Source organism: Acinetobacter endophylla, from assembly GCF_053543775.1.
Genome location: NZ_JBLVOM010000314.1, coordinates 68,711 through 87,604 on the forward strand (window position 1 = coordinate 68,711; position 18,894 = coordinate 87,604).

At 45.6% G+C, this 18,894-nt stretch carries 15 protein-coding genes and 2 tRNA genes; 15 read left to right on the forward strand and 2 right to left on the reverse strand.

Going from position 1 to position 18,894, the window contains the following annotated elements:
- Nucleotides 1-109 precede the first annotated feature (109 nt).
- Nucleotides 110-1,111, reverse strand: a complete 1,002-nt coding sequence (locus tag ACNPNW_RS17555; RefSeq protein ID WP_448767265.1) for a sulfate ABC transporter substrate-binding protein — start codon at nucleotides 1,109-1,111, stop codon at nucleotides 110-112.
- Between the two features lie 393 nt (nucleotides 1,112-1,504).
- Between ACNPNW_RS17555 and ACNPNW_RS17560 the strand changes: the two genes are divergently transcribed.
- From ACNPNW_RS17560 to ACNPNW_RS17580, 5 genes are all read left to right on the forward strand, one after another.
- Nucleotides 1,505-1,807 carry a hypothetical protein gene (locus ACNPNW_RS17560; RefSeq protein ID WP_004281126.1) on the forward strand — a complete coding sequence of 101 codons (303 nt, stop codon included), beginning with the start codon at nucleotides 1,505-1,507 and terminating at the stop codon, nucleotides 1,805-1,807.
- 127 nt (nucleotides 1,808-1,934) lie between these two features.
- Complete coding sequence (gene gltX / locus ACNPNW_RS17565; protein ID WP_448767266.1) at nucleotides 1,935-3,443, forward strand: glutamate--tRNA ligase; 1,509 nt, start codon at nucleotides 1,935-1,937, stop codon at nucleotides 3,441-3,443.
- 57 nt (nucleotides 3,444-3,500) lie between these two features.
- Nucleotides 3,501-3,576: transfer RNA gene (locus ACNPNW_RS17570), tRNA-Ala, on the forward strand.
- A gap of 38 nt (nucleotides 3,577-3,614) precedes the next feature.
- Nucleotides 3,615-3,690 (forward strand) — tRNA-Glu (locus ACNPNW_RS17575).
- Between the two features lie 157 nt (nucleotides 3,691-3,847).
- Nucleotides 3,848-4,189, forward strand: coding sequence for a membrane protein (locus tag ACNPNW_RS17580; protein WP_004281123.1), 342 nt, complete (start codon nucleotides 3,848-3,850; stop codon nucleotides 4,187-4,189).
- 77 nt (nucleotides 4,190-4,266) lie between these two features.
- Here the strand turns inward: ACNPNW_RS17580 and ettA are convergent, their stop codons facing one another.
- The gene (gene ettA / locus ACNPNW_RS17585; protein ID WP_005263915.1) at nucleotides 4,267-5,928 is read right to left on the reverse strand and encodes an energy-dependent translational throttle protein EttA; all 1,662 of its coding nucleotides are present in this window, start codon (nucleotides 5,926-5,928) and stop codon (nucleotides 4,267-4,269) included.
- 308 nt (nucleotides 5,929-6,236) lie between these two features.
- Between ettA and ACNPNW_RS17590 the strand changes: the two genes are divergently transcribed.
- From ACNPNW_RS17590 to ACNPNW_RS17635, 10 genes are all read left to right on the forward strand, one after another.
- Nucleotides 6,237-7,514 carry an O-acetylhomoserine aminocarboxypropyltransferase/cysteine synthase family protein gene (locus tag ACNPNW_RS17590; protein ID WP_005263916.1) on the forward strand — a complete coding sequence of 426 codons (1,278 nt, stop codon included), beginning with the start codon at nucleotides 6,237-6,239 and terminating at the stop codon, nucleotides 7,512-7,514.
- Nucleotides 7,515-7,809: 295 nt separating this feature from the next.
- Nucleotides 7,810-8,697 (forward strand): SDR family NAD(P)-dependent oxidoreductase, encoded by an 888-nt coding sequence (locus ACNPNW_RS17595; protein ID WP_174894126.1) that lies wholly within the window; start codon nucleotides 7,810-7,812, stop codon nucleotides 8,695-8,697.
- Nucleotides 8,698-8,923: 226 nt separating this feature from the next.
- Complete coding sequence (gene hisIE, locus ACNPNW_RS17600; protein WP_253100411.1) at nucleotides 8,924-9,706, forward strand: bifunctional phosphoribosyl-AMP cyclohydrolase/phosphoribosyl-ATP diphosphatase HisIE; 783 nt, start codon at nucleotides 8,924-8,926, stop codon at nucleotides 9,704-9,706.
- A 15-nt stretch (nucleotides 9,707-9,721) separates the two neighbouring features.
- A complete protein-coding gene (locus ACNPNW_RS17605; protein ID WP_004281118.1) occupies nucleotides 9,722-11,224 on the forward strand; it encodes a UvrD-helicase domain-containing protein in 1,503 nt (500 codons plus the stop codon).
- 41 nt (nucleotides 11,225-11,265) lie between these two features.
- Complete coding sequence (locus ACNPNW_RS17610) at nucleotides 11,266-12,648, forward strand: ATP-binding protein (RefSeq protein ID WP_168730878.1); 1,383 nt, start codon at nucleotides 11,266-11,268, stop codon at nucleotides 12,646-12,648.
- A 436-nt stretch (nucleotides 12,649-13,084) separates the two neighbouring features.
- Nucleotides 13,085-15,922, forward strand: a complete 2,838-nt coding sequence (locus tag ACNPNW_RS17615) for a monovalent cation/H+ antiporter subunit A (RefSeq protein ID WP_448767289.1) — start codon at nucleotides 13,085-13,087, stop codon at nucleotides 15,920-15,922.
- A gap of 4 nt (nucleotides 15,923-15,926) precedes the next feature.
- Nucleotides 15,927-16,292, forward strand: coding sequence for a Na+/H+ antiporter subunit C (locus tag ACNPNW_RS17620; RefSeq protein WP_114541783.1), 366 nt, complete (start codon nucleotides 15,927-15,929; stop codon nucleotides 16,290-16,292).
- Entirely contained in the window at nucleotides 16,292-18,100 is a 1,809-nt protein-coding gene (locus tag ACNPNW_RS17625; protein WP_448767267.1) for a monovalent cation/H+ antiporter subunit D, read from the forward strand. The genes ACNPNW_RS17620 and ACNPNW_RS17625 overlap by 1 nt, the downstream gene beginning before the upstream one ends.
- Nucleotides 18,100-18,618: a Na+/H+ antiporter subunit E gene (locus ACNPNW_RS17630; RefSeq protein ID WP_448767268.1), complete on the forward strand. Its 519-nt coding sequence runs from the start codon at nucleotides 18,100-18,102 to the stop codon at nucleotides 18,616-18,618. The genes ACNPNW_RS17625 and ACNPNW_RS17630 overlap by 1 nt, the downstream gene beginning before the upstream one ends.
- On the forward strand, nucleotides 18,615-18,890 hold the full coding sequence (locus ACNPNW_RS17635; protein ID WP_448767269.1) for a monovalent cation/H+ antiporter subunit F: 276 nt from the start codon (nucleotides 18,615-18,617) through the stop codon (nucleotides 18,888-18,890). Before ACNPNW_RS17630 ends, ACNPNW_RS17635 begins: the two co-directional genes overlap by 4 nt.
- Nucleotides 18,891-18,894: the final 4 nt, after the last annotated feature.

Genomic DNA, 18,894 nt, shown 5'->3' on the forward strand with positions numbered 1-18,894 from the left:
CTATTTATTATTCTACTTATATCTAATATATAGAATTTTATGCATTAGATATAAAGAAAATGGATAACACTTTGGCCATTTTCTTTATTCCATCTAGACTACAGCTTACTTATCTTTTTTCATTGTAAATCTGGTCATAAATCGCTCCATTCACAAAATGTGTTTTTTGCGCTTTAGCCCAACTACCAAAGACTTCATCAATGGTAAAGGTCTGGATTTTCGGGAACTGAACCGAATATTTGGCAGCGACTTTGGCATCCCGTGGACGGAAGAAATATTTCGCAGCCAGCTCCTGCCCTTTCGGTGAATATAAATAGTTCAAATAGCCTTTTGCCAGATGGGTCGTGCCATTTTTATTCACGTTCTTATCGACAATCGCTACCGATGGCTCGGCTAGAATTGAAATGGATGGATAGACGATATCGTATTTGTCTTTACCCAGACCTTGGGTCGCCAGCAAGGCTTCATTTTCCCAGGATAAAAGCACATCACCAATACCGCGCTCGGCAAACGTCGTCAGTGAACCACGGGCACCGGAATCTAACACTTTGACATTTTGATAAAGTTTTTTCACCAGCTCTCTGGCTTTCGCATCATTACCGCCGGGCTGTTTCAGTGCATAACCCCAAGCAGAAAGATAGATCCAACGCGGTGCGCCACCGGTTTTCGGATTTGGGGTAATAATGTCCACACCCGCTTTGGTCAGATCATTCCAATCTTTAATTTGCTTTGGATTCCCTTTACGTACCAGGAATACAATCGTAGAGGTATAAGGTGCCGAATTACTCGGAAACTCTTTTTGCCAACCTTTCTCGATTAAACCTGCATTGACGATTTCTTCAATATCATTGGCCAAGGCCAAGGTTACGACATCGGCCTGCAAACCATCGACCACTGAGCGCGCCTGCTTGCCTGAACCACCATGCGACTGTTTAAAATTAACCGTTTGTCCGGTTTTCTGCTTCCAAAATTTGCCAAATTCTTCGTTATATTCCTGATAAAATTCACGGGTCGGGTCATAAGAGACATTCAGGAAATCTTTGGCAATGGAATTCTGTACTGCTGTTCCCACTAAAATTGTCAAGATTGCGGATGCTATTATTTTTTTCATTTGATGTAACTCATTGTTTATATGACCTGCACTATACAAATCAAAAATAAACATAACAATCATATATTTATAACAATATCTACAATCTATTTCTGATTTTGAGATATCTTCTAACAATTAAATCCGGATACATATTCTGCTAGAAAAGTAATCTTCTGCTACAATATAAGACAGTTCTTCACGTTCTCTTCACAGTTGTCTGTTAAAAATAGGCCACCAAAACAGGAAATTACGATTTTTGGTAATTTTCCACAGAGTTATATTATTTCTTTTGTAAAAAATGTGACTTGGTTCTACTTCTTTATGATCAACTGTGATTAAATTGTAGACAGAGTATTAAAAAAACATTTTTAACAAAATAAAACCAACCAGAAGTAAGGAGGAAGTTTGGATATGAAATTTACATTATTCACAGCCAGCATCCTAAGCCTGATTATGTTGTTCTCGATTCAACTCGGTCATGCCGTTGTTGTGAAGACAGATTTGCCGAAGCCTACAGTAAGCACTGTTGAAAGCAAGACTTCGCCGATTGAAAAAGCGATTCAGCAACAAAAAACTGAAAAAACACTTCAAACAGAAGATAATCTAAAAGTCTTGACTGCATTTAAAGTCGCACCTTCGCAAAATTTCTTTGCAGAACAGAATTACCGCTTCACCCGCTTTGTCCAAAGTATTTTTTCGAGCGCTCATTCTTAATCAGCCTCAACAGCGCTGAATATTCCCGGATTTAAAAGCCACATCATTCAATGTTGAATAAAGCATTAAGTGATGTGGCTTTTTCGCTATAATAGCTGCAATTTTATATCTAAGATTAGATCCGGCTATGACTGTTCGTACTCGTATTGCACCTTCTCCTACTGGTTTTCCGCATGTAGGTACTGCCTATATCGCCTTGTTTAACTTATGTTTTGCTAAACAGCATGGCGGTGAATTCATTCTTCGTATTGAAGATACTGACCAACTGCGCTCAACGCCTGAATCTGAAAAAATGATCCTGGATTCATTGCGCTGGCTGGGTCTGAACTGGTCTGAAGGTCCTGATGTCGGTGGCCCGCATGCGCCGTACCGCCAGTCAGAACGTATGGATATCTATAAAAATTATGCCTTGGAACTGGTAGAGAAAGGTCATGCCTTCTACTGTTTCGCAACTGCAGAAGAACTGGATCAAATGCGTGCAGAACAGCAGGCACGTGGTGAGTCACCACGTTATGACGGTCGTGGTCTAAATCTTTCTGAAGAAGAAGTGGAGCGTCGTTTGGCTGCTGGTGAAGCGCATGTCATTCGTATGAAAGTGCCAACTGAAGGCGTATGTAAATTCAATGACATGCTACGCGGTGAGGTCGAGATTCCTTGGGCGCAAGTAGATATGCAAATTCTACTAAAAACCGATGGGCTGCCGACTTATCACCTGGCTAACGTAGTAGATGATCATTTGATGCAAATCACCCACGTAATTCGTGGTGAAGAATGGATTCCATCTGCTCCGAAACATCAGTTGCTGTATCAATATTTCGGTTGGGAAATGCCGGTACTCTGCCACATGCCACTACTACGTAATCCAGACAAATCAAAACTATCTAAACGTAAAAACCCGACTTCAATTAACTACTATAGAGACATCGGTGTACTGCCTGAAGCCTTGTTGAACTACTTGGGTCGCATGGGCTGGTCAATGCCAGATGAAAGTGAAAAATTCACTCTGGCTGAAATGATTGAACATTTTGATATCAAACGTGTATCACTCGGTGGTCCGATCTTTGATGTCGAGAAATTGAACTGGTTAAATGGTCAATGGATCAAGGCACTCAGCCCGGCTGAATTACTTGACACCTTATTGGCCTGGAAAGCAGACCGCGCAAAACTGGAAGAAATTGCAGCTGCGATTCAACCGCGTATTAACCTGCTGTCTGAAGCAGTAAATTGGTCTGCGCATTACTTCAACCACTTCCCGACTCTGTCTAAAGAACAGTTTGAAAGCAAGAAACTGTCGGATGAACAGGTACGTCAAAGTCTTCAATTCGCAATTTGGCGTTTAGAAAGCCTGTTTACTTGGAATAACGATACGGTGAGCCAGACCTTGATGGACTTGGCGACACAGATGGAAATCAAGCTACGTGATTTCATGCCTGCGTTCTTTATTGCGATCGCCGGTTCGACTGCATCTACACCAGTAATGCAGTCGATGGTGACCATTGGTCCTGATTTAACCTTTGCACGTTTACGTCATGCGCTGGAAATTGTCGGTGGTCCAAGCAAAAAAGAGCTGAAAATCTGGGAAAAACTCAATGAAAGCTTAAAGTTGCCGAAAAATGAAGCAGTTGATCAAGCTTAATTAATTTTTGTGTTGACGTGTGAGTGCGATATCCCTAATATAGCGCTCACACAGACTGGGGTCATAGCTCAGTTGGTAGAGCGCTACAATGGCATTGTAGAGGTCAGGAGTTCGATCCTCCTTGACTCCACCAAATCAAGTCTTGCTTTAGCTGTGTTATTTGCCTCAATTGTCCCTATCGTCTAGAGGCCTAGGACATCGCCCTTTCACGGCGGTAACCGGGGTTCGAATCCCCGTAGGGACGCCATATTCAAGATCATCGTAATATATTATGGTGATCTTATAAAAAACCCAAGCATTGCGACTTGGGTTTTTTATTGCCTGTATATTTTATGTTGGGCAATATTTCGGTTTCTTCGCATCTTCCGATAAAATAATCAGTAATTTAGAATTTTGGAGTTGTAATGCAATATCGTTGCCCTAAGTGTCAAAGCCCGAAAATCATGCCAGTGGCCCAGCCAGGTCAAGCAGCTCCACGTCCAGTGGTTCCTAAAAGCTTAATGTTTCTGGTCCCTGCCCTGTTCCTGTTATTATTACTGGTCATTATTAGCATCGCGATGTGGATTTTTGGCGATGGTGCAGGTACCACTTTACAGACTGCGACTGTGATCGTCTTTATTCTTTCTTTGATCGCAGGTTTTATGTTCTATAAAGATCTACCTGATTTTAAAATTTCAATGCAGGCATTCATGCAAACACAAAAGAAATGGAAATGCCGTGAATGTAATCATGAGTGGGAAATCTAATTTACCCTCCACCATATAATAAACATAAAAAAACCAGCCCTGAGGCTGGTTTTTTTATTTACAAAAGTCGGAGATGATTAAACACCGATTTTGCGATATTTTTGACGCTTCGCTACAAGATCATCACCATCACGCTTACGGCGATATTCTTCAAACTCAGCATAGTTACCAGTGAAGAATTCAGGGGTTTCACCTTCAAATGACAAGATGTGCGTTGCAATACGGTCCAGGAACCAACGGTCATGCGAGATCACCATCACAGTACCTGGGAATACCAGAATGGCATCTTCAAGTGCACGCAAGGTTTCGATGTCCAAGTCGTTTGATGGTTCATCGAGTAGGATAACGTTAGCACCCATTTGCAGGATTTTCGCAAGTTGTAAACGGTTACGCTCACCACCTGACAATTGACCTACGCGCTTTTGCTGATCTTGGCCTTTAAAGTTAAAGCGACCGATATACGCACGAGATGCGATTTCGTAATCACCAATCTTCAAGATATCTAAACCACCAGACACTTCTTCCCAGACAGTTTTGTTGTTGTCTAGCGTGTCACGGATCTGACCGACATAAGCCACTTTAACCGATTCACCCAGCGTTACCGTACCGGTATCTGGTTGCTGTTCGCCAGTCATCATACGGAATAGCGTGGTTTTACCCGCACCGTTCTCACCCACGATACCCACAATTGCAGCAGGTGGTACTGTGAACGTTAAATCTTTGTACAGTAAGCGATCACCAAACGATTTACTGATGCCTTCAACTTCTACAACCTTGTTGCCCAGACGTGGGCCAGGTGGAATGTAGATTTCAGAAGTTTCGTTACGTTGTTGGAATTCGCGTGAGTTAAGCTCTTCAAAACGCTCCATACGCGCTTTGTTTTTCTTTTGCTGACCTTTGGCATTAGAACGAACCCATTCAAGTTCTTTTTTCAATGCTTTAGCAAAAGATTCTTCCTGCTTGTTTTCTTGCTCTAAACGGGCATTTTTTTGCTCAAGCCAAGAAGAGTAGTTACCTTGATACGGAATACCCATACCACGGTCAAGCTCAAGGATCCATTCTGCAACGTTATCCAGGAAGTAACGGTCATGCGTAATCGCAACGATGGTACCCGGGAAGTCTTTCAAGAAACGTTCCAACCAAGATACAGATGAAGCATCTAAATGGTTCGTCGGTTCATCGAGAAGCAACATGTCTGGTTTAGACAGAAGTAAACGGCACAGCGCCACACGACGACGTTCACCACCTGAAAGCTTAGATACATCTGCATCCCAAGCAGGCAAGTTCAATGCTGCAGCTGCTTGATCCATCTGGTTCGCAAGGTTATGCGCATCCCAAGTCTGGATAATCGCTTCAAGCTTCTCTTGCTCTTTCGCAAGTGCATCGAAATCCGCATCTTCTGCTGCATATTCAGCAAAGACTTCATCCAGACGTGCCAAGGCATCAAGCGGTTCACGTAAACCATCTTCGACGTTACCACGAACGTCTTTAGTTTCATCTAAAGGTGGTTCTTGCTCAAGATAACCGATTTTTATACCCGGTTGCGCACGTGCTTCACCAGAGAAATCTTTATCTACGCCCGCCATAATACGAAGCAAGGTAGATTTACCTGCACCGTTTAAACCAAGCACACCAATTTTAGCGCCTGGGAAAAATGATAAGGAGATGTCTTTCAGGATTTCGCGCTTAGGCGGAACCATCTTCGACACTCGGTTCATCGTGTAAATATATTGGGCCACGTAGGACTCCTCAACTGAAAAACCAAATGGGGTTAAAACAACCACCCCAGCTCAAAAATGAGCGAAAAAATAATCGGCTATTATACGCAGAAAGCTGCGAAAACATAAGCCATTGCCATGAACTTCAATGCATTGTTACAAGTTTATTGCTGATGTTTTTTTAAACAGTTGTTTTCAGTAAAATAAATGACTCAAATCCAGGCCGATATATGAATATTTCATATATTTATTTCAATAAAATTGCACTTTTACTCATATGTGAAAATGCTACACTCAAGCCATAAACTTAAACAAGAAGATCAAACAGAATGAGTTATAAAGCAGAAACCCTTGCGATTCATGCAGGTTATACCCCAGAAGCAACCACCAAAGCTGTTGCAGTGCCGATTTACCAAACCACGTCTTATGCCTTTGACAATACTCAACATGGGGCCGATCTCTTTGATTTAAAGGTTCAGGGCAATATCTATACCCGAATTATGAACCCGACCACTGCGGTTCTGGAACAACGTGTCGCAGCACTGGAAGGTGGAATTGGCGCGCTGGCTTTGGCCTCTGGCATGGCTGCGATTACTTATGCGATTCAGACCATTGCGGAAGCCGGTGACAACATTGCTTCTGTGTCAACACTGTATGGGGGTACCTATAACCTGTTTGCCCATACCCTGCCAAAACAGGGCATTGAAGTCCGTTTCTTTGATTATGAAAAGCCGGAAAGTCTGCGCCAGCTGATTGACGAAAAAACCAAACTGGTCTTTGTCGAATCGATTGGTAATCCACTGGGTAATATTATTGATCTGGAAGCCATTGCTAAAATTGCACATGAATATGGCGTACCGGTGATTGTCGACAATACCGTTGCCACCCCAGTACTACAAAAATCTTTCGACTTTGGTGCGGATATTGTGGTGCATTCCCTGACCAAATATATCGGTGGTCATGGCAATTCAATTGGCGGCATTATTGTGGATAGCGGCAAATTCCCGTGGGGTAAATACCCTGAACGTTTCCCCGCCCTGAATACGCCTGATCCAAGCTACCATGGCGTGAACTATGTCGAAGTTTTGGGGGAAGCAGCATATATCGCACGTGCGCGTGTAGTGCCACTGCGTAATACCGGCGCTGCGATCAGTCCGCAGAATGTGTTTTTGATTCTGCAAGGTCTGGAAACTTTAAGCTTGCGTATGGAACGTCATACCGAAAATGCACTGAAAGTCGCTGAATATCTGCAAAAACATCCTAAAGTGAAATGGGTCAATTACGCCGGCCTGAAAGATCACCCACAGCATGCCTTGGCACAGAAATATGTGAAAGGTAAACCTTCTGCCATTCTGACCTTTGGGGTAGAACATGGTCTCGAAGGCGGCACACGTTTTATTGATGCCCTGCAATTGTTCACCCGTCTGGTCAATATCGGCGACGCTAAAAGTCTGGCCTGCCATCCGGCGACTACTACGCATCGTCAGCTCAATGCCGAAGAGTTAAAATCGGCAGGCGTCAGTGAGGATATGGTGCGTTTATCCATTGGGATTGAACATAGTGATGACCTGATTGCCGATCTGGAACAGGCGCTGGCGGCCGTTTAAAAAGGTGCCCGAGCCGCTTCGAAACCTCATCATTTTGGTGAGGTTTTTTTATTTATTTTCTAAAACAGCCACTTGCTTTGCTTTTTATTTTCATGTTAAAAGTTAAATGAAAGAGTGAACACAAATAGAGCAATTACTCTAATTTTTATTTTAATTTCAATAGTTTAATTTATAGATTTTTCTGAAGAATTGGTTATCATATCTGGACTCACCTTCGCTCTCATCTTCTGTTAGAGCGCCATAGACCTTTAATAAAAATAATTTGAACGCTGACTTCAAATTAGGGATAACAAACGTGAAAACTAGACTACACAAACAACTGGAAAAACGTGTTGCAGGTAAAACCGTCCTGATTACCGGTGCATCCAGCGGTATTGGTTTAACGACAGCACATCAACTGGCTGATGCAGGTGCCCATGTTTTACTGGTGGCCCGTACTCAGGAAACCCTAGAACAAGTAAAATCAGAAATTGAAGCCAAAGGCGGCAAAGCCTCAATCTTTCCATGTGATTTAAACAATATGGAAGCGATTGATGAAGTTTCCAAACAGATTATTGCCTCAGTCGATCATATTGATATTCTGATCAATAATGCAGGACGTTCGATTCGCCGTGCGGTGCATGAGTCAGTAGATCGTTTTCATGATTTTGAACGGACTATGCAGCTGAACTATTTTGGCGCGGTGCGTCTGGTGATGAATATCCTGCCGCAAATGATGATTCGTCGCGCAGGTCACATTATTAACATCAGTTCGATTGGCGTACTGGCCAATGCCACCCGTTTTTCGGCCTATGTCGCTTCAAAAGCTGCACTGGATGCCTTTAGCCGCTGCCTGTCTGCAGAAGTGCATTCGCATAAAATCGCAATCACGTCGATCTATATGCCTTTGGTGCGCACCCCGATGATTGCGCCAACCAAAATTTATAAATATGTCCCAACACTTTCTCCGGAACAAGCGGCTGACCTGATCGCCTATGCGATTGTGAAACGCCCGAAGAAAGTGGCAACCGGTTTGGGCCGTCTGGCCTCCATTACCTATTCCATTGCACCGGATATCAACAATGTCTTGATGTCGATTGGTTATAACCTGTTCCCAAGTTCAAGTGCATCTGTGGGCCAACCACAAAAATTAAACTTGGTGCAAAAAGCATATGCGCGTCTGTTCCCGGGCGAACACTGGTAATTTTTCATACGGACAATTTAATTAAAATACGAGCCGCCGACCGGGCGGCTTTTCTATGTCTCAGTTTTGCAAGATCTGAAATAAAGTGGACTGATTTAGAAAACCACGACACAGTCTGTCCTTATCAACACAGATTTTTGCCGCAAATGCTGCGAGATCACGTACACTATCAGCGGATATTTCCTATCCGTATTTTTATATTTTGATTGAAATGATGGAAACCCTTATGAACAACGCGCAATGGCTCGATGAAGTAAAATTTAACGAACAAGGATTAGTCCCTGCCATTGCCCAGCATCATCAAACTGGACGTGTGTTGATGGTAGCCTGGATGAACCGTGAAGCCTTGGCTTTAACTGCCGAAAAAAATCAGGCAGTGTATTTCTCTCGTTCACGCAGCAAGTTATGGCATAAGGGCGAAGAATCAGGACATTTTCAGACCGTACATGAAATCCGTCTGGACTGTGATGCCGATGTGATTGTATTGCAGATTGAACAGCATGGCGGTATTGCCTGCCATACCGGCCGTGAATCATGCTTCTATCGCAAGCTCACGCCAAATGGCTGGGAAATTGTCGATGCACAGTTGAAAGATCCCTCTGCGATTTATGGCGAAAAATCCACGAATCCGCATACGCTGGCGATGGAAGCGTCAACCGCCCAATCTGAACAGGTCGAAGTCCTGTCTTATCTGGGTCAGATGATGGCAGAACGTAAACAGGCTGATCCAGATTCATCTTATGTGGCCAAGCTCTACCATAAAGGTTTAAACAAGATTCTGGAAAAAGTCGGTGAAGAAAGCTTTGAAACCGTGCTGGCAGCCAAAGATTATGACCAGAATGCTTCTGCAGATCATAAAAATGATCTGATTTATGAAGTGGCAGACCTGTGGTTCCACACCATTGTGATGCTGGGTTATTTCGACTTGGATGTGCAATTGGTATTAAATGAACTGGCTCGTCGCCAAGGCTTGTCCGGCCTGGTTGAAAAAGCCAATCGTCAGCATTAAGTCTTGAATTCATCTGTGTCTGATTTAAAAAAACCGACCGCGACCTATGAGCAGGCGACTGCTATTGATAACGCACGTCTGGGCAAATCCTTTAAGGTGATTGCCTATGCGGGCACAGGTAAAACCACCACCCTGCAAATGATCAGTGATGCCATGCCGCAAAGACGTGGCATGTATCTGGCTTTTAACAAGGCCATTGCCAGTGAAGCGCAAGCCAAATTTCACCGGGGTGTCGATTGCCGTACTTTTCACTCGCTGGCGTTTCGCAGTGTTCCACGTGGAGTCACCGACAAACTGCGCTTGCCACGCTTGAGTCCAAGTTTTATTGCCAAAGAATACCGGCTTGAACCGATGACCATGCGCCGTATGATGGGTGGGCGTTATGAAAAATATGTCTTGATGCCTTCGCGTCTGGCAAGTTTGGTTGCCAATGCGGTCGGCTATTTCTGCTCGACCAGTTCGCAATACCCTGCCCCACGGCATATTCAGGCGCCGAGCTGGTTGCATCCGGATGATATCGAGACTTTACAGAAGAAACTTTATCCGGCAGTCGAACGACGCTGGCTAGAGTCGATTGATCCAAATCATCAGGCCGGCATCGGTCATGACATTTATCTGAAGCTCTGGGCGCTGTCTGAGCCAAATATCCCGGCCGATTATGTGCTGTTCGATGAAGCTCAGGATGCCGATCCCTTAATGCTGGGGATTTTGCTGAAACAGCGCAGCACCCAGGTGATTTATGTCGGAGACGCGCATCAGCAGATTTATGCCTGGCGTGGTGCAGTGAATGCCATGCAGCAACTACCTTTACCTGAATCACGTCTGACCACCTCATTTCGTTTCGGTCCTGAAATTGCCCTGAATGCCAATGCCATTTTAGGTGCCTTAAATGAAACTGTGCCTTTACTCGGCAATCCGTTGTTAGATTCTAAAGTCGTGAATAAACCGCATACCAAAATGCGGGATGCAATTTTATGCCGGACCAATGCCCGCGCCATGGAACTGTTATTAGCAGGTTTAGTTCGTGGGGATAAAGTCAGTCTGCAAGCCGATCACGTCAAACTGAATCGTTTTGTCGATGCGGCCGCCATGCTGAAACAGGGCAAACGTGTGGTTGATGTACCGGAACTGGCCTGGTTTAACTCCTGGCATGATGTCCATGAATACTGTGAAACCAATGAAGGCAGTGACATCAAGCCACTGGTCAAACTGGTGGACGAACATGGCACCGATCCGCTGAAAAAAGCTCTGGCTAAAATCACACCAATTGCCCAGGCTGATTATATTATTTCCACGGCGCACAAGGCCAAAGGCCTAGAGTGGGATCGGGTTCATATTGAAGATGACTATCAGTTTAAGCTCAATGAAAAAGACCATAAAATTAGTGATGAAGAATTAAGATTACTTTACGTGGCCTGTACACGTGCTAAAGTGAGTTTAAATATTCATCACATTTATGACCTGATTCAGCAACTGAAGATCAAAATGCCGCAGTCGCTTCGGCAGGCAGTCGGTTAAGGTGCATGGCATGGATGTAAACATCATAGGACAGGTGATCTATGCACATCCAAGCGCTTCAACTGAAACATACCCTGCATTTTTTCGACATTCAGCTTCAGTTTAATTATCCGCAATGCCCGGTTACCTTGATTCTGGGCAATCAGGGAACTGGCAAAACTACGCTTTTACGTTTTAGCTATCAGGCATTGACCTGGTTTGCAGCCCGTTATCGTGATAGCCGTGCTGCGGGTCTGGTGATGCAAGATCAGGACATCATGCAAACCCGGCTGCAATCCAAAATCGATATCCAGATTGGTTTTCCTGAAGAGATGGGCAGCTTGCCAGAATCCAGTCAGTCTGAGCCTGCGAACCTACAAAGCTGTTCATGGCAAATCTACAAGACTTTAAACAGTCAGGGGCTGGGTTTTAGCAAAGCAGAAACCTCACAGCTTGAAAGTGTGCTCAGCTTGTATCAGAAAGCCCGCTTGCACGATCCCCTGCTCGGCTTGCCCCTGATTGCCTATTATCCTGCTGAACGTTTTACCAATGAAGTCAATCTGCTCAACAAAAATAACCCGGCCATTCTCCAGTCCGCACATGCTTATGAAATCACTGCGATTCCTTTCACCACCTTTGCCCGTTTTTTTGAATGGTTTCGTGAAATCAGTGATATTGAAAATGCGCAAAGTGCCAAGGTTATGAACCAGATTTTGGCGCGTGCCTTGCAGCAGCCTGAGAACATTCGAGGAAATGAACTGGCCCGGCAGATCGAGAAAGCCCAGGCACATCTGCATGCACCGAATCTCAGCGCTTTAAAACAGGCGTTGTCGCTGATCCTGCCAGAAGTCAGCCAGATTTATTTAAAATACCAGCCCAAGCTGCAACTGATGGTGACCTATCAGCAACAGACCTTTAGCTTCCAGCAACTGCCCAACAGTATCCGCAACTGGATTGCACTGGTGGGTGATATTGTGCGGCGTCTTTGTCTGTTGAATCCCAACAGTTTATTCCCTTGCCAGGAAGGTACAGGCGTTTTGTTGATTGATGCAATTGATCATCAACTGGATCAGGAGATGGCAGCAGTGATCCTGTCACGCCTGCATCAGGCTTTTCCTAACTTGCAGATTATTGCAACCGGCAACCGGCCTGAATTACTAGAACAGGCGCAAGGCTTTCAATGTCTGAAACTGGAAAATAAACAGCTGCACCCCATTCATCTTGAAAGTATGAAAACCCAGTTTGATCAGATCTACGCAGAGCTGGAATTGCAGCGAAATAAAGACCTATCTTCCGAAGATACTTTATTGGAAACGGTCACCGAACCCGTCACACTGCTTGCAGTATTGCAAATGATCCGGGAACAGCTCAATCCCGAACAGCAACAGGAACTGCTGGCTTTACTTGCCCAGGATCCTCAACCGACACTACCTCAGTCGCTCTAAACAGATTCAAAAAAATAAGAGCGACTGTTTGAGTAAACAAGGAAGCCTTTTCAGCATTCTCTTTTTGCCCTGATTAAACTATTTTGAGTCAAATTTACAATCAATGCCTGCAATTTAATCTTAATTTTCGGTCACTTCTGGATGATCTGTTTAAGCATGCAGCGCCTGTTAAATCCGAGCCGGCGTATAATTTATAAGTTCCACATAAAAACGTTGATGTTGTTGTTATCCTGTAATATGATCGGTTTTATTTGCGAATTTCATTGTAAAATCGGAATTTGCTATCGTTTATAAGTTGCGCAATACAACTGTTTTATATTCTTTTTGAATATTCTTTTGGCTTTCAAGATTGAGAAGTTTGGGTCGCTCCTTGGGGTCCTGTAATCCTTGAAAGATAAAGATTCACCTTAGGTTGGTCAAAACCTAAATCATGACAATGGATACGAGTGTGCTGCCGATTATTATATTGTTACCGTTAGTATTAGGCACAACCCTTGTCTCGTGGCTGAAGCAATTTTCGCGCGGGGTAACGGCTTTAGGGGCAATTGGTGTCAGCCTCAGCAGTTTCTTATTATTATTGAGTCAGGCGCCCGCCATATTTGATGGTGCAGTGATTACCCAGACCTGGTCCTGGCTGCCCCAGCTCGGCATCGATTTCAGTTTTCGCCTGGATTCTCTGGGACTGCTGTTTGCCTTGCTGATCAGCGGAATTGGTACACTGATTTATATTTATGCCTATTATTATCTCAATCCAAAAAATTCACTGAGCAAACTGTATCTCCTGCTGATGCTATTTATGGCGGCGATGCTCGGAATTTCATTGTCGAATAACCTGATTATCTTATTGATTTTCTGGGAACTGACCAGTATTTCATCTTTCCTGCTGGTGGGTTACTGGAGCAATTACGAAGCGGCGCAACGTGGTTCGCGTATGGCCCTGACCATTACCGGAATGGGTGGTCTGGCGATGCTGGGCGGTTTTGTCCTGCTTGGTCAAATTACCGGCACTTATCAGCTTGACCAAATCCTGACGATGACTGAGCAGATTCAGTCCCATCATTTATTTGTTCCAACCTTGTTGCTGATTTTACTTGGTGCCTTTACCAAAAGTGCGCAGTTCCCGTTCCACTTCTGGTTGCCGAATGCCATGGCTGCACCGACACCGGTCTCTGCCTATTTGCACTCGGCCACCATGGTCAAAGCCGGTTTATTCCTGGTCGCACGTTTGCTCCCGATCTTTGCCGGCGCTGCACTGTTTCATAATATTGTGACCTTTGTTGGTCTGTTTACCCTGTGCATGGCCTCCTTCTTTGCCATTTTTAAGGAAGACCTGAAGGGCTTACTTGCCTACTCCACCATCAGTCATTTAGGTCTGATCATGTGTCTGCTCGGGATTGGCTCACCACTGGCCGTTGCAGCAGCAATTTTCCATATTATTAACCACGCCACCTTTAAAGCGGCACTGTTTATGATTGCCGGCATCATCGATCATGAATCTGGTACCCGTGACTTACGTAAATTGTCTGGCTTGTGGCAATTACTGCCATTTACCGCCACGCTGACCATGATCACGGCAGCATCCATGGCGGGTGTACCCTTGACCAATGGTTTCCTGTCCAAGGAAATGTTCTTTACCGAACTGGTCGCCAGTTTAAGTGGTCCACTTATGGTCGGCTCTGCTATTGTCGCGACACTGGCCGGGATTTTTGCGGTCGCTTATTCCATTCGACTGGTGCATGGGGTCTTTTTCGATGGTCCGCTAGGCAAGCAGGTCCCGAATAAAGATGCACATGAACCGGCCTTTGGTATGCGCGCACCGGCCACTTTGTTAGCAATTTTATGTATTTTAGTCGGTCTATTGCCCGCGCTTCTAGTGGAAAAAATTGTCAACAGTACCACTCAAGCGACGACCCAAAATTTTGCTTTTGAAGGTACTCATCTGGCGCTTTGGCATGGTTTCAACCTGCCCCTGCTGATGAGTGTGATTGCTCTGCTCGGCGGAATAATCTTTTACTTTTCTCTCGCCAAAGGTGGCGCCTTACGTGAAATCGACTTGGATCCAAAACTGGGCCGCTTACAGGGCCGAGTGCTGTTCGACCTGTTTTTGAAAAATTTGCTGCTGAATTCACGCCGTTTCCGCCGTGCCACTGAAAATGGCAAATTGCAAAGCTATTTATTGTGGATTGTAATTTTTACCGTCGGGCTGGTGGGGTTCCCATTACTCAGCAATGCAGTGGGTACGGGTACACGCGAGCTGACCCATGCCCCTGCCCTGGCGATTATCTTGTGGTTACTGCTGTTCTCTGCCTGCTGGATGCTGCTGTGGTTCCATCATGAGCGGATTAAAGCGGTACTGATTAGCGGTGCAGTCGGCCTGGTCGTCACCATGGTCTTTATCGGCTTCTCGGCGCCCGATCTGGCATTGACCCAGATTACGGTCGATGTGGTCACCACGGTTCTACTACTGATGAGTTTATCTTTACTGCCTCAGTTAACACCGTATGAATCGAGTCCGACCCGTCGCTGGCGTGATGCCATTATTGCCTTGGGCGGCGGTCTCGGGATTGCGGCAATTGCCTGGCTGATCATGACCCGTGATCACAATTCCATTTCATGGTTCTTCCTGCAACAGTCGATTCCACTGGGCGGCGGAACCAATGTCGTGAATGTAATTCTGGTCGATTTCCGTGGTTTCGATACCTTTGGCGAAATTACTGTACTCGGTATTGCGGCCATTGGTGTACTCAGCCTGATGGATGGCATGCGTGCGCACGGTACCACCATGACGCAGGGCCTGACCTATCGTTTTAATCCTTCCCCGCTGATGTTGCGTATTACTGCATCCTGGATTTTGCCGGTCGCGCTGGTGGTCAGCCTGTATATCTTTTTGCGTGGCCATAACCTGCCGGGCGGTGGATTCATTGCCGGACTGGTGACTTCACTGGCACTTATTATTCAATATATTGCAGTGGGACAGGACAAAACCGAACAGTTGCTTGGCGCCAAATCCGGTCGCCTGTATGAAATCTGGATCGGGATCGGCTTAACGATTGCAGGGTTGACCGGAATCGCGGCCTGGTTCTGGTCACGTCCATTCCTGACCAGTGCACATATTTATGTCTCTCCGCCCATCATTGGAGAAATGCATCTGGCTTCGGCTGCACTGTTTGATGTCGGCGTCTATGTCACTGTTGTCGGTGCGACCATGCTGATGATTTCGGTCTTGGGCGATTCACGTCACTCAAGCATGACTGGCCCCGTACCAAGAGGATAATAGAATGATCAGTTTAGAATTTTTATTAGCCTCTGCGATTGGCCTGCTGACAGCCACAGGCATTTATCTGATCCTGCGTGCCCGTACCTTCCCGGTGGTGTTGGGCTTGGCCATGATTGGTTATGCGGTCAACCTGTTTTTATTTGCCATGGGCCGGATTCAGATGAATTCGCCTGCAGTATTAACCGAAGCCGCGAATGTGACTGATCCACTTCCTCAGGCACTGGTGCTAACGGCCATCGTAATTGGCTTTGCCACCACTGCCTTTATTGTCCAACTGGCACTGCGTAGCCGCTACGAATCAGGAACAGACCACGTTGACTCAAAAGAAGACATCCCCCAGATTGATCCACGTGAGGATGAGCCTTAATGACTGATCTTCTCAATTTCTGGACTCAGCATACTCCTATTTTCAGCATTCTTTTGCCGGCCTTTACCGCTTTTGCTCTGGTACTTTTAGGCAATCCGGGTGCCGGCTCTCTGATCACGGACTGGCGTCAACCCTGGCGTCGTGGTATCAGTCATCTCTCGGGCATCTTGGGCCTGATCATTGCCGTCAGCTATCTGATAAACAGCAGCGAGGGCCAAATCAGCGTATATACCCTCAGCGAATGGGCAGCACCATTTGGAATCGTGCTGGTGCTGGATCAGCTCTCGGCCATGATGTTGGTATTGACCTATGCACTCGCCTTGCCTGTGGTCTGGTATGCCAGCAAAGAATGGGACTTACGTGGCCGTTACTTCCATGCCATGGTGCATTTCCTGCTGATGGGCTTGACTGGGGCATTCCTGACTGGTGACTTGTTCAACCTGTTCGTGTTCTTTGAAATTTTGCTGATGGCGTCCTATGTACTACTGTTGCATGGACAAGGTAAGGCACGTTTTCAGCTTGGAATTCATTACGTCACCATTAACCTGCTGGCGTCTGCGCTGTTCCTGATTGGACTCGGGATGATTTATGGCAGTGTCGGCAGCCTGAATATGGCCGATGTGGCTCGCTTGATGCCTACTCTCGCTGAAGATCAGCATAAACTGGCGGTTGCCGGTGGCTTGATGCTATTCGTAGTCTTTGGGATTAAAGCGGCAATGCTGCCGGTGGGTTTCTGGTTACCCAAAACCTATGCCGTGGCCACGACTCCTGTTGCAGCGCTCTTTACCATCATGACCAAAGTCGGGATTTATGCAATTTTGCGTATTAACGGCACGGTTTTTGATGATGAATATAGTCATCAAATTCTGATGAACTGTCTGCTGGTAATTGGTCTGGTCACATCCGTCTATGGTGTGATTTGTGCGATTGGCACCGAACGTCTGCGCCGTTTTGTCGGTTTTATGGTGCTGTCTTCAGTCGGAACAATTCTGGTGGCCATTGGCCTGAATAACACTGCGGCTTGGGCTGGTGCACTATATTACCTGGTACACAGCACCCTGATTGCCGCCGCCTTTTATATTCTTTCGGGTTGGATTACCTCACAGCGCGGTGAATTTAAAGATCATTTTAAAATCGCCCCACTGATGAAACAGAACAAGCTGGTTTCGATTGTCTATTTCATCATCGCCTTGATGATGGCAGGCCTGCCACCGTTTAGTGGATTCTTCGGTAAAATCTTTATTTTGCAGGCTTCTGCTAATTCAGATTATCAGATGATTATTATCCTGACCATTTTGCTGGTAAGTTTTCTCAGTATTCTGGCTTTTACCCGGGTCGGTTTTATCCTGTTCTGGCGTTCGAGCAGACCTGAAGATGATCTTGATTCTGAAGAGTTTCATAAATATGAAGCCCTGCCGAGTAAAGCGCCGGCACGTAATGACCGGGTGATTTATATATTGCTGGCAGGCTTAACTGCCTACGTGGTGTTTGCCGGACAGATTTATCAATATAATTATCAGACTGCGGAACAGATCAAAAACAATTCGGTCTATGAAGCCGCGCTGTTAAAACCGGATGCAGAAGGTCAGTTTATTAGCGTCCAGCCATTCGATCCGAAGTATTTGCCAGAAACCAAATATGGTGGTGAGGTGATAGATCCTAATGCGCATCTGATTCCTTATGTGATTTCAGAAGCGACCTTGAAAGGCGAACATATTTCAGAATTCAAGCAGCGCCAGATTGACCAGCAGCACATTGAACAGACCGAATATGATGATAATCAACTTAAACCGGCGGAGGGACCTTAATGGCTGAATCATTATTTCAACGCTGGTTCCCGCATCCGCTGGTTTCTGTGATTGTGGGACTGAGCTGGGTTTTACTGGCACACAGCCTCGATGCTGGAACCCTGCTGATGGCCTTGCTACTCGCAGTCATCATTCCACGCATGGTCGAACCCTTTATTGACTATACCCCCAATATCCAGTGGACTCCTGCCCTGCGTCTGTTCTTTGTCGTAGTTTGGGACATTGTAGTAGCCAATATTAAAGTCGCAAAACTGGTACTTGGTCCAACCAAGAACCTGCATCCGAAATGGTTCCGTGTACCTTTAGACACTGAACATGAAGAAGTTAACACCTTGCTGGCGATGATTATTACCACCACACCGGGCACGGTATCTGCAGGGATTGACCAGGATCGTGGCGATATTCTGGTGCATGCCTTAAGCACGGAGGATGAAGCAGCAGAAATCGAAACGATCAAAGAGCGCTATGAACGCCCGCTCATTGAGATTTTTAATGCACGATCAGGAGAAAAAGTATGACGATTCTACCTTATGCATTAATGATTTGCCTGGGTGCGGTAACCATCTCCATGTTACTGTGTCTGATCCGGCTGATTACCGGCCCTTCTATTGTGGACCGCTTGCTGGCACTAGACACCCTGTTTCTGAATGCCACCTGTCTGGTGGTGATTTTAGGAATTTACTGGAGCAGCACATTTCTGTTTGAAGGCGCTCTCTTGGTTGCGATGCTGGGCTTTGTTTCTACCGCAGCCTTGGCGCGTTATTTCACCACTGGCCATGTCATCGACTAGGAGT

Bases quoted from the DNA above. Each gene is read 5' to 3' on its own strand.
- ACNPNW_RS17625 (WP_448767267.1), top strand. From the start codon at position 16,292: ATGACTGATCTTCTCAATTTCTGGACTCAGCATACTCCTATTTTCAGC.
- ACNPNW_RS17590 (WP_005263916.1), top strand. From the start codon at position 6,237: ATGAGTTATAAAGCAGAAACCCTTGCGATTCATGCAGGTTATACCCCA.
- ACNPNW_RS17555 (WP_448767265.1), bottom strand. From the start codon at position 1,111: ATGAAAAAAATAATAGCATCCGCAATCTTGACAATTTTAGTGGGAACA.
- ACNPNW_RS17620 (WP_114541783.1), top strand. From the start codon at position 15,927: ATGATCAGTTTAGAATTTTTATTAGCCTCTGCGATTGGCCTGCTGACA.
- ACNPNW_RS17610 (WP_168730878.1), top strand. From the start codon at position 11,266: ATGCACATCCAAGCGCTTCAACTGAAACATACCCTGCATTTTTTCGAC.
- hisIE (WP_253100411.1), top strand. From the start codon at position 8,924: ATGAACAACGCGCAATGGCTCGATGAAGTAAAATTTAACGAACAAGGA.
- ACNPNW_RS17580 (WP_004281123.1), top strand. From the start codon at position 3,848: ATGCAATATCGTTGCCCTAAGTGTCAAAGCCCGAAAATCATGCCAGTG.
- ACNPNW_RS17615 (WP_448767289.1), top strand. From the start codon at position 13,085: ATGGATACGAGTGTGCTGCCGATTATTATATTGTTACCGTTAGTATTA.
- gltX (WP_448767266.1), top strand. From the start codon at position 1,935: ATGACTGTTCGTACTCGTATTGCACCTTCTCCTACTGGTTTTCCGCAT.
- ACNPNW_RS17560 (WP_004281126.1), top strand. From the start codon at position 1,505: ATGAAATTTACATTATTCACAGCCAGCATCCTAAGCCTGATTATGTTG.
- ACNPNW_RS17630 (WP_448767268.1), top strand. From the start codon at position 18,100: ATGGCTGAATCATTATTTCAACGCTGGTTCCCGCATCCGCTGGTTTCT.
- ACNPNW_RS17635 (WP_448767269.1), top strand. From the start codon at position 18,615: ATGACGATTCTACCTTATGCATTAATGATTTGCCTGGGTGCGGTAACC.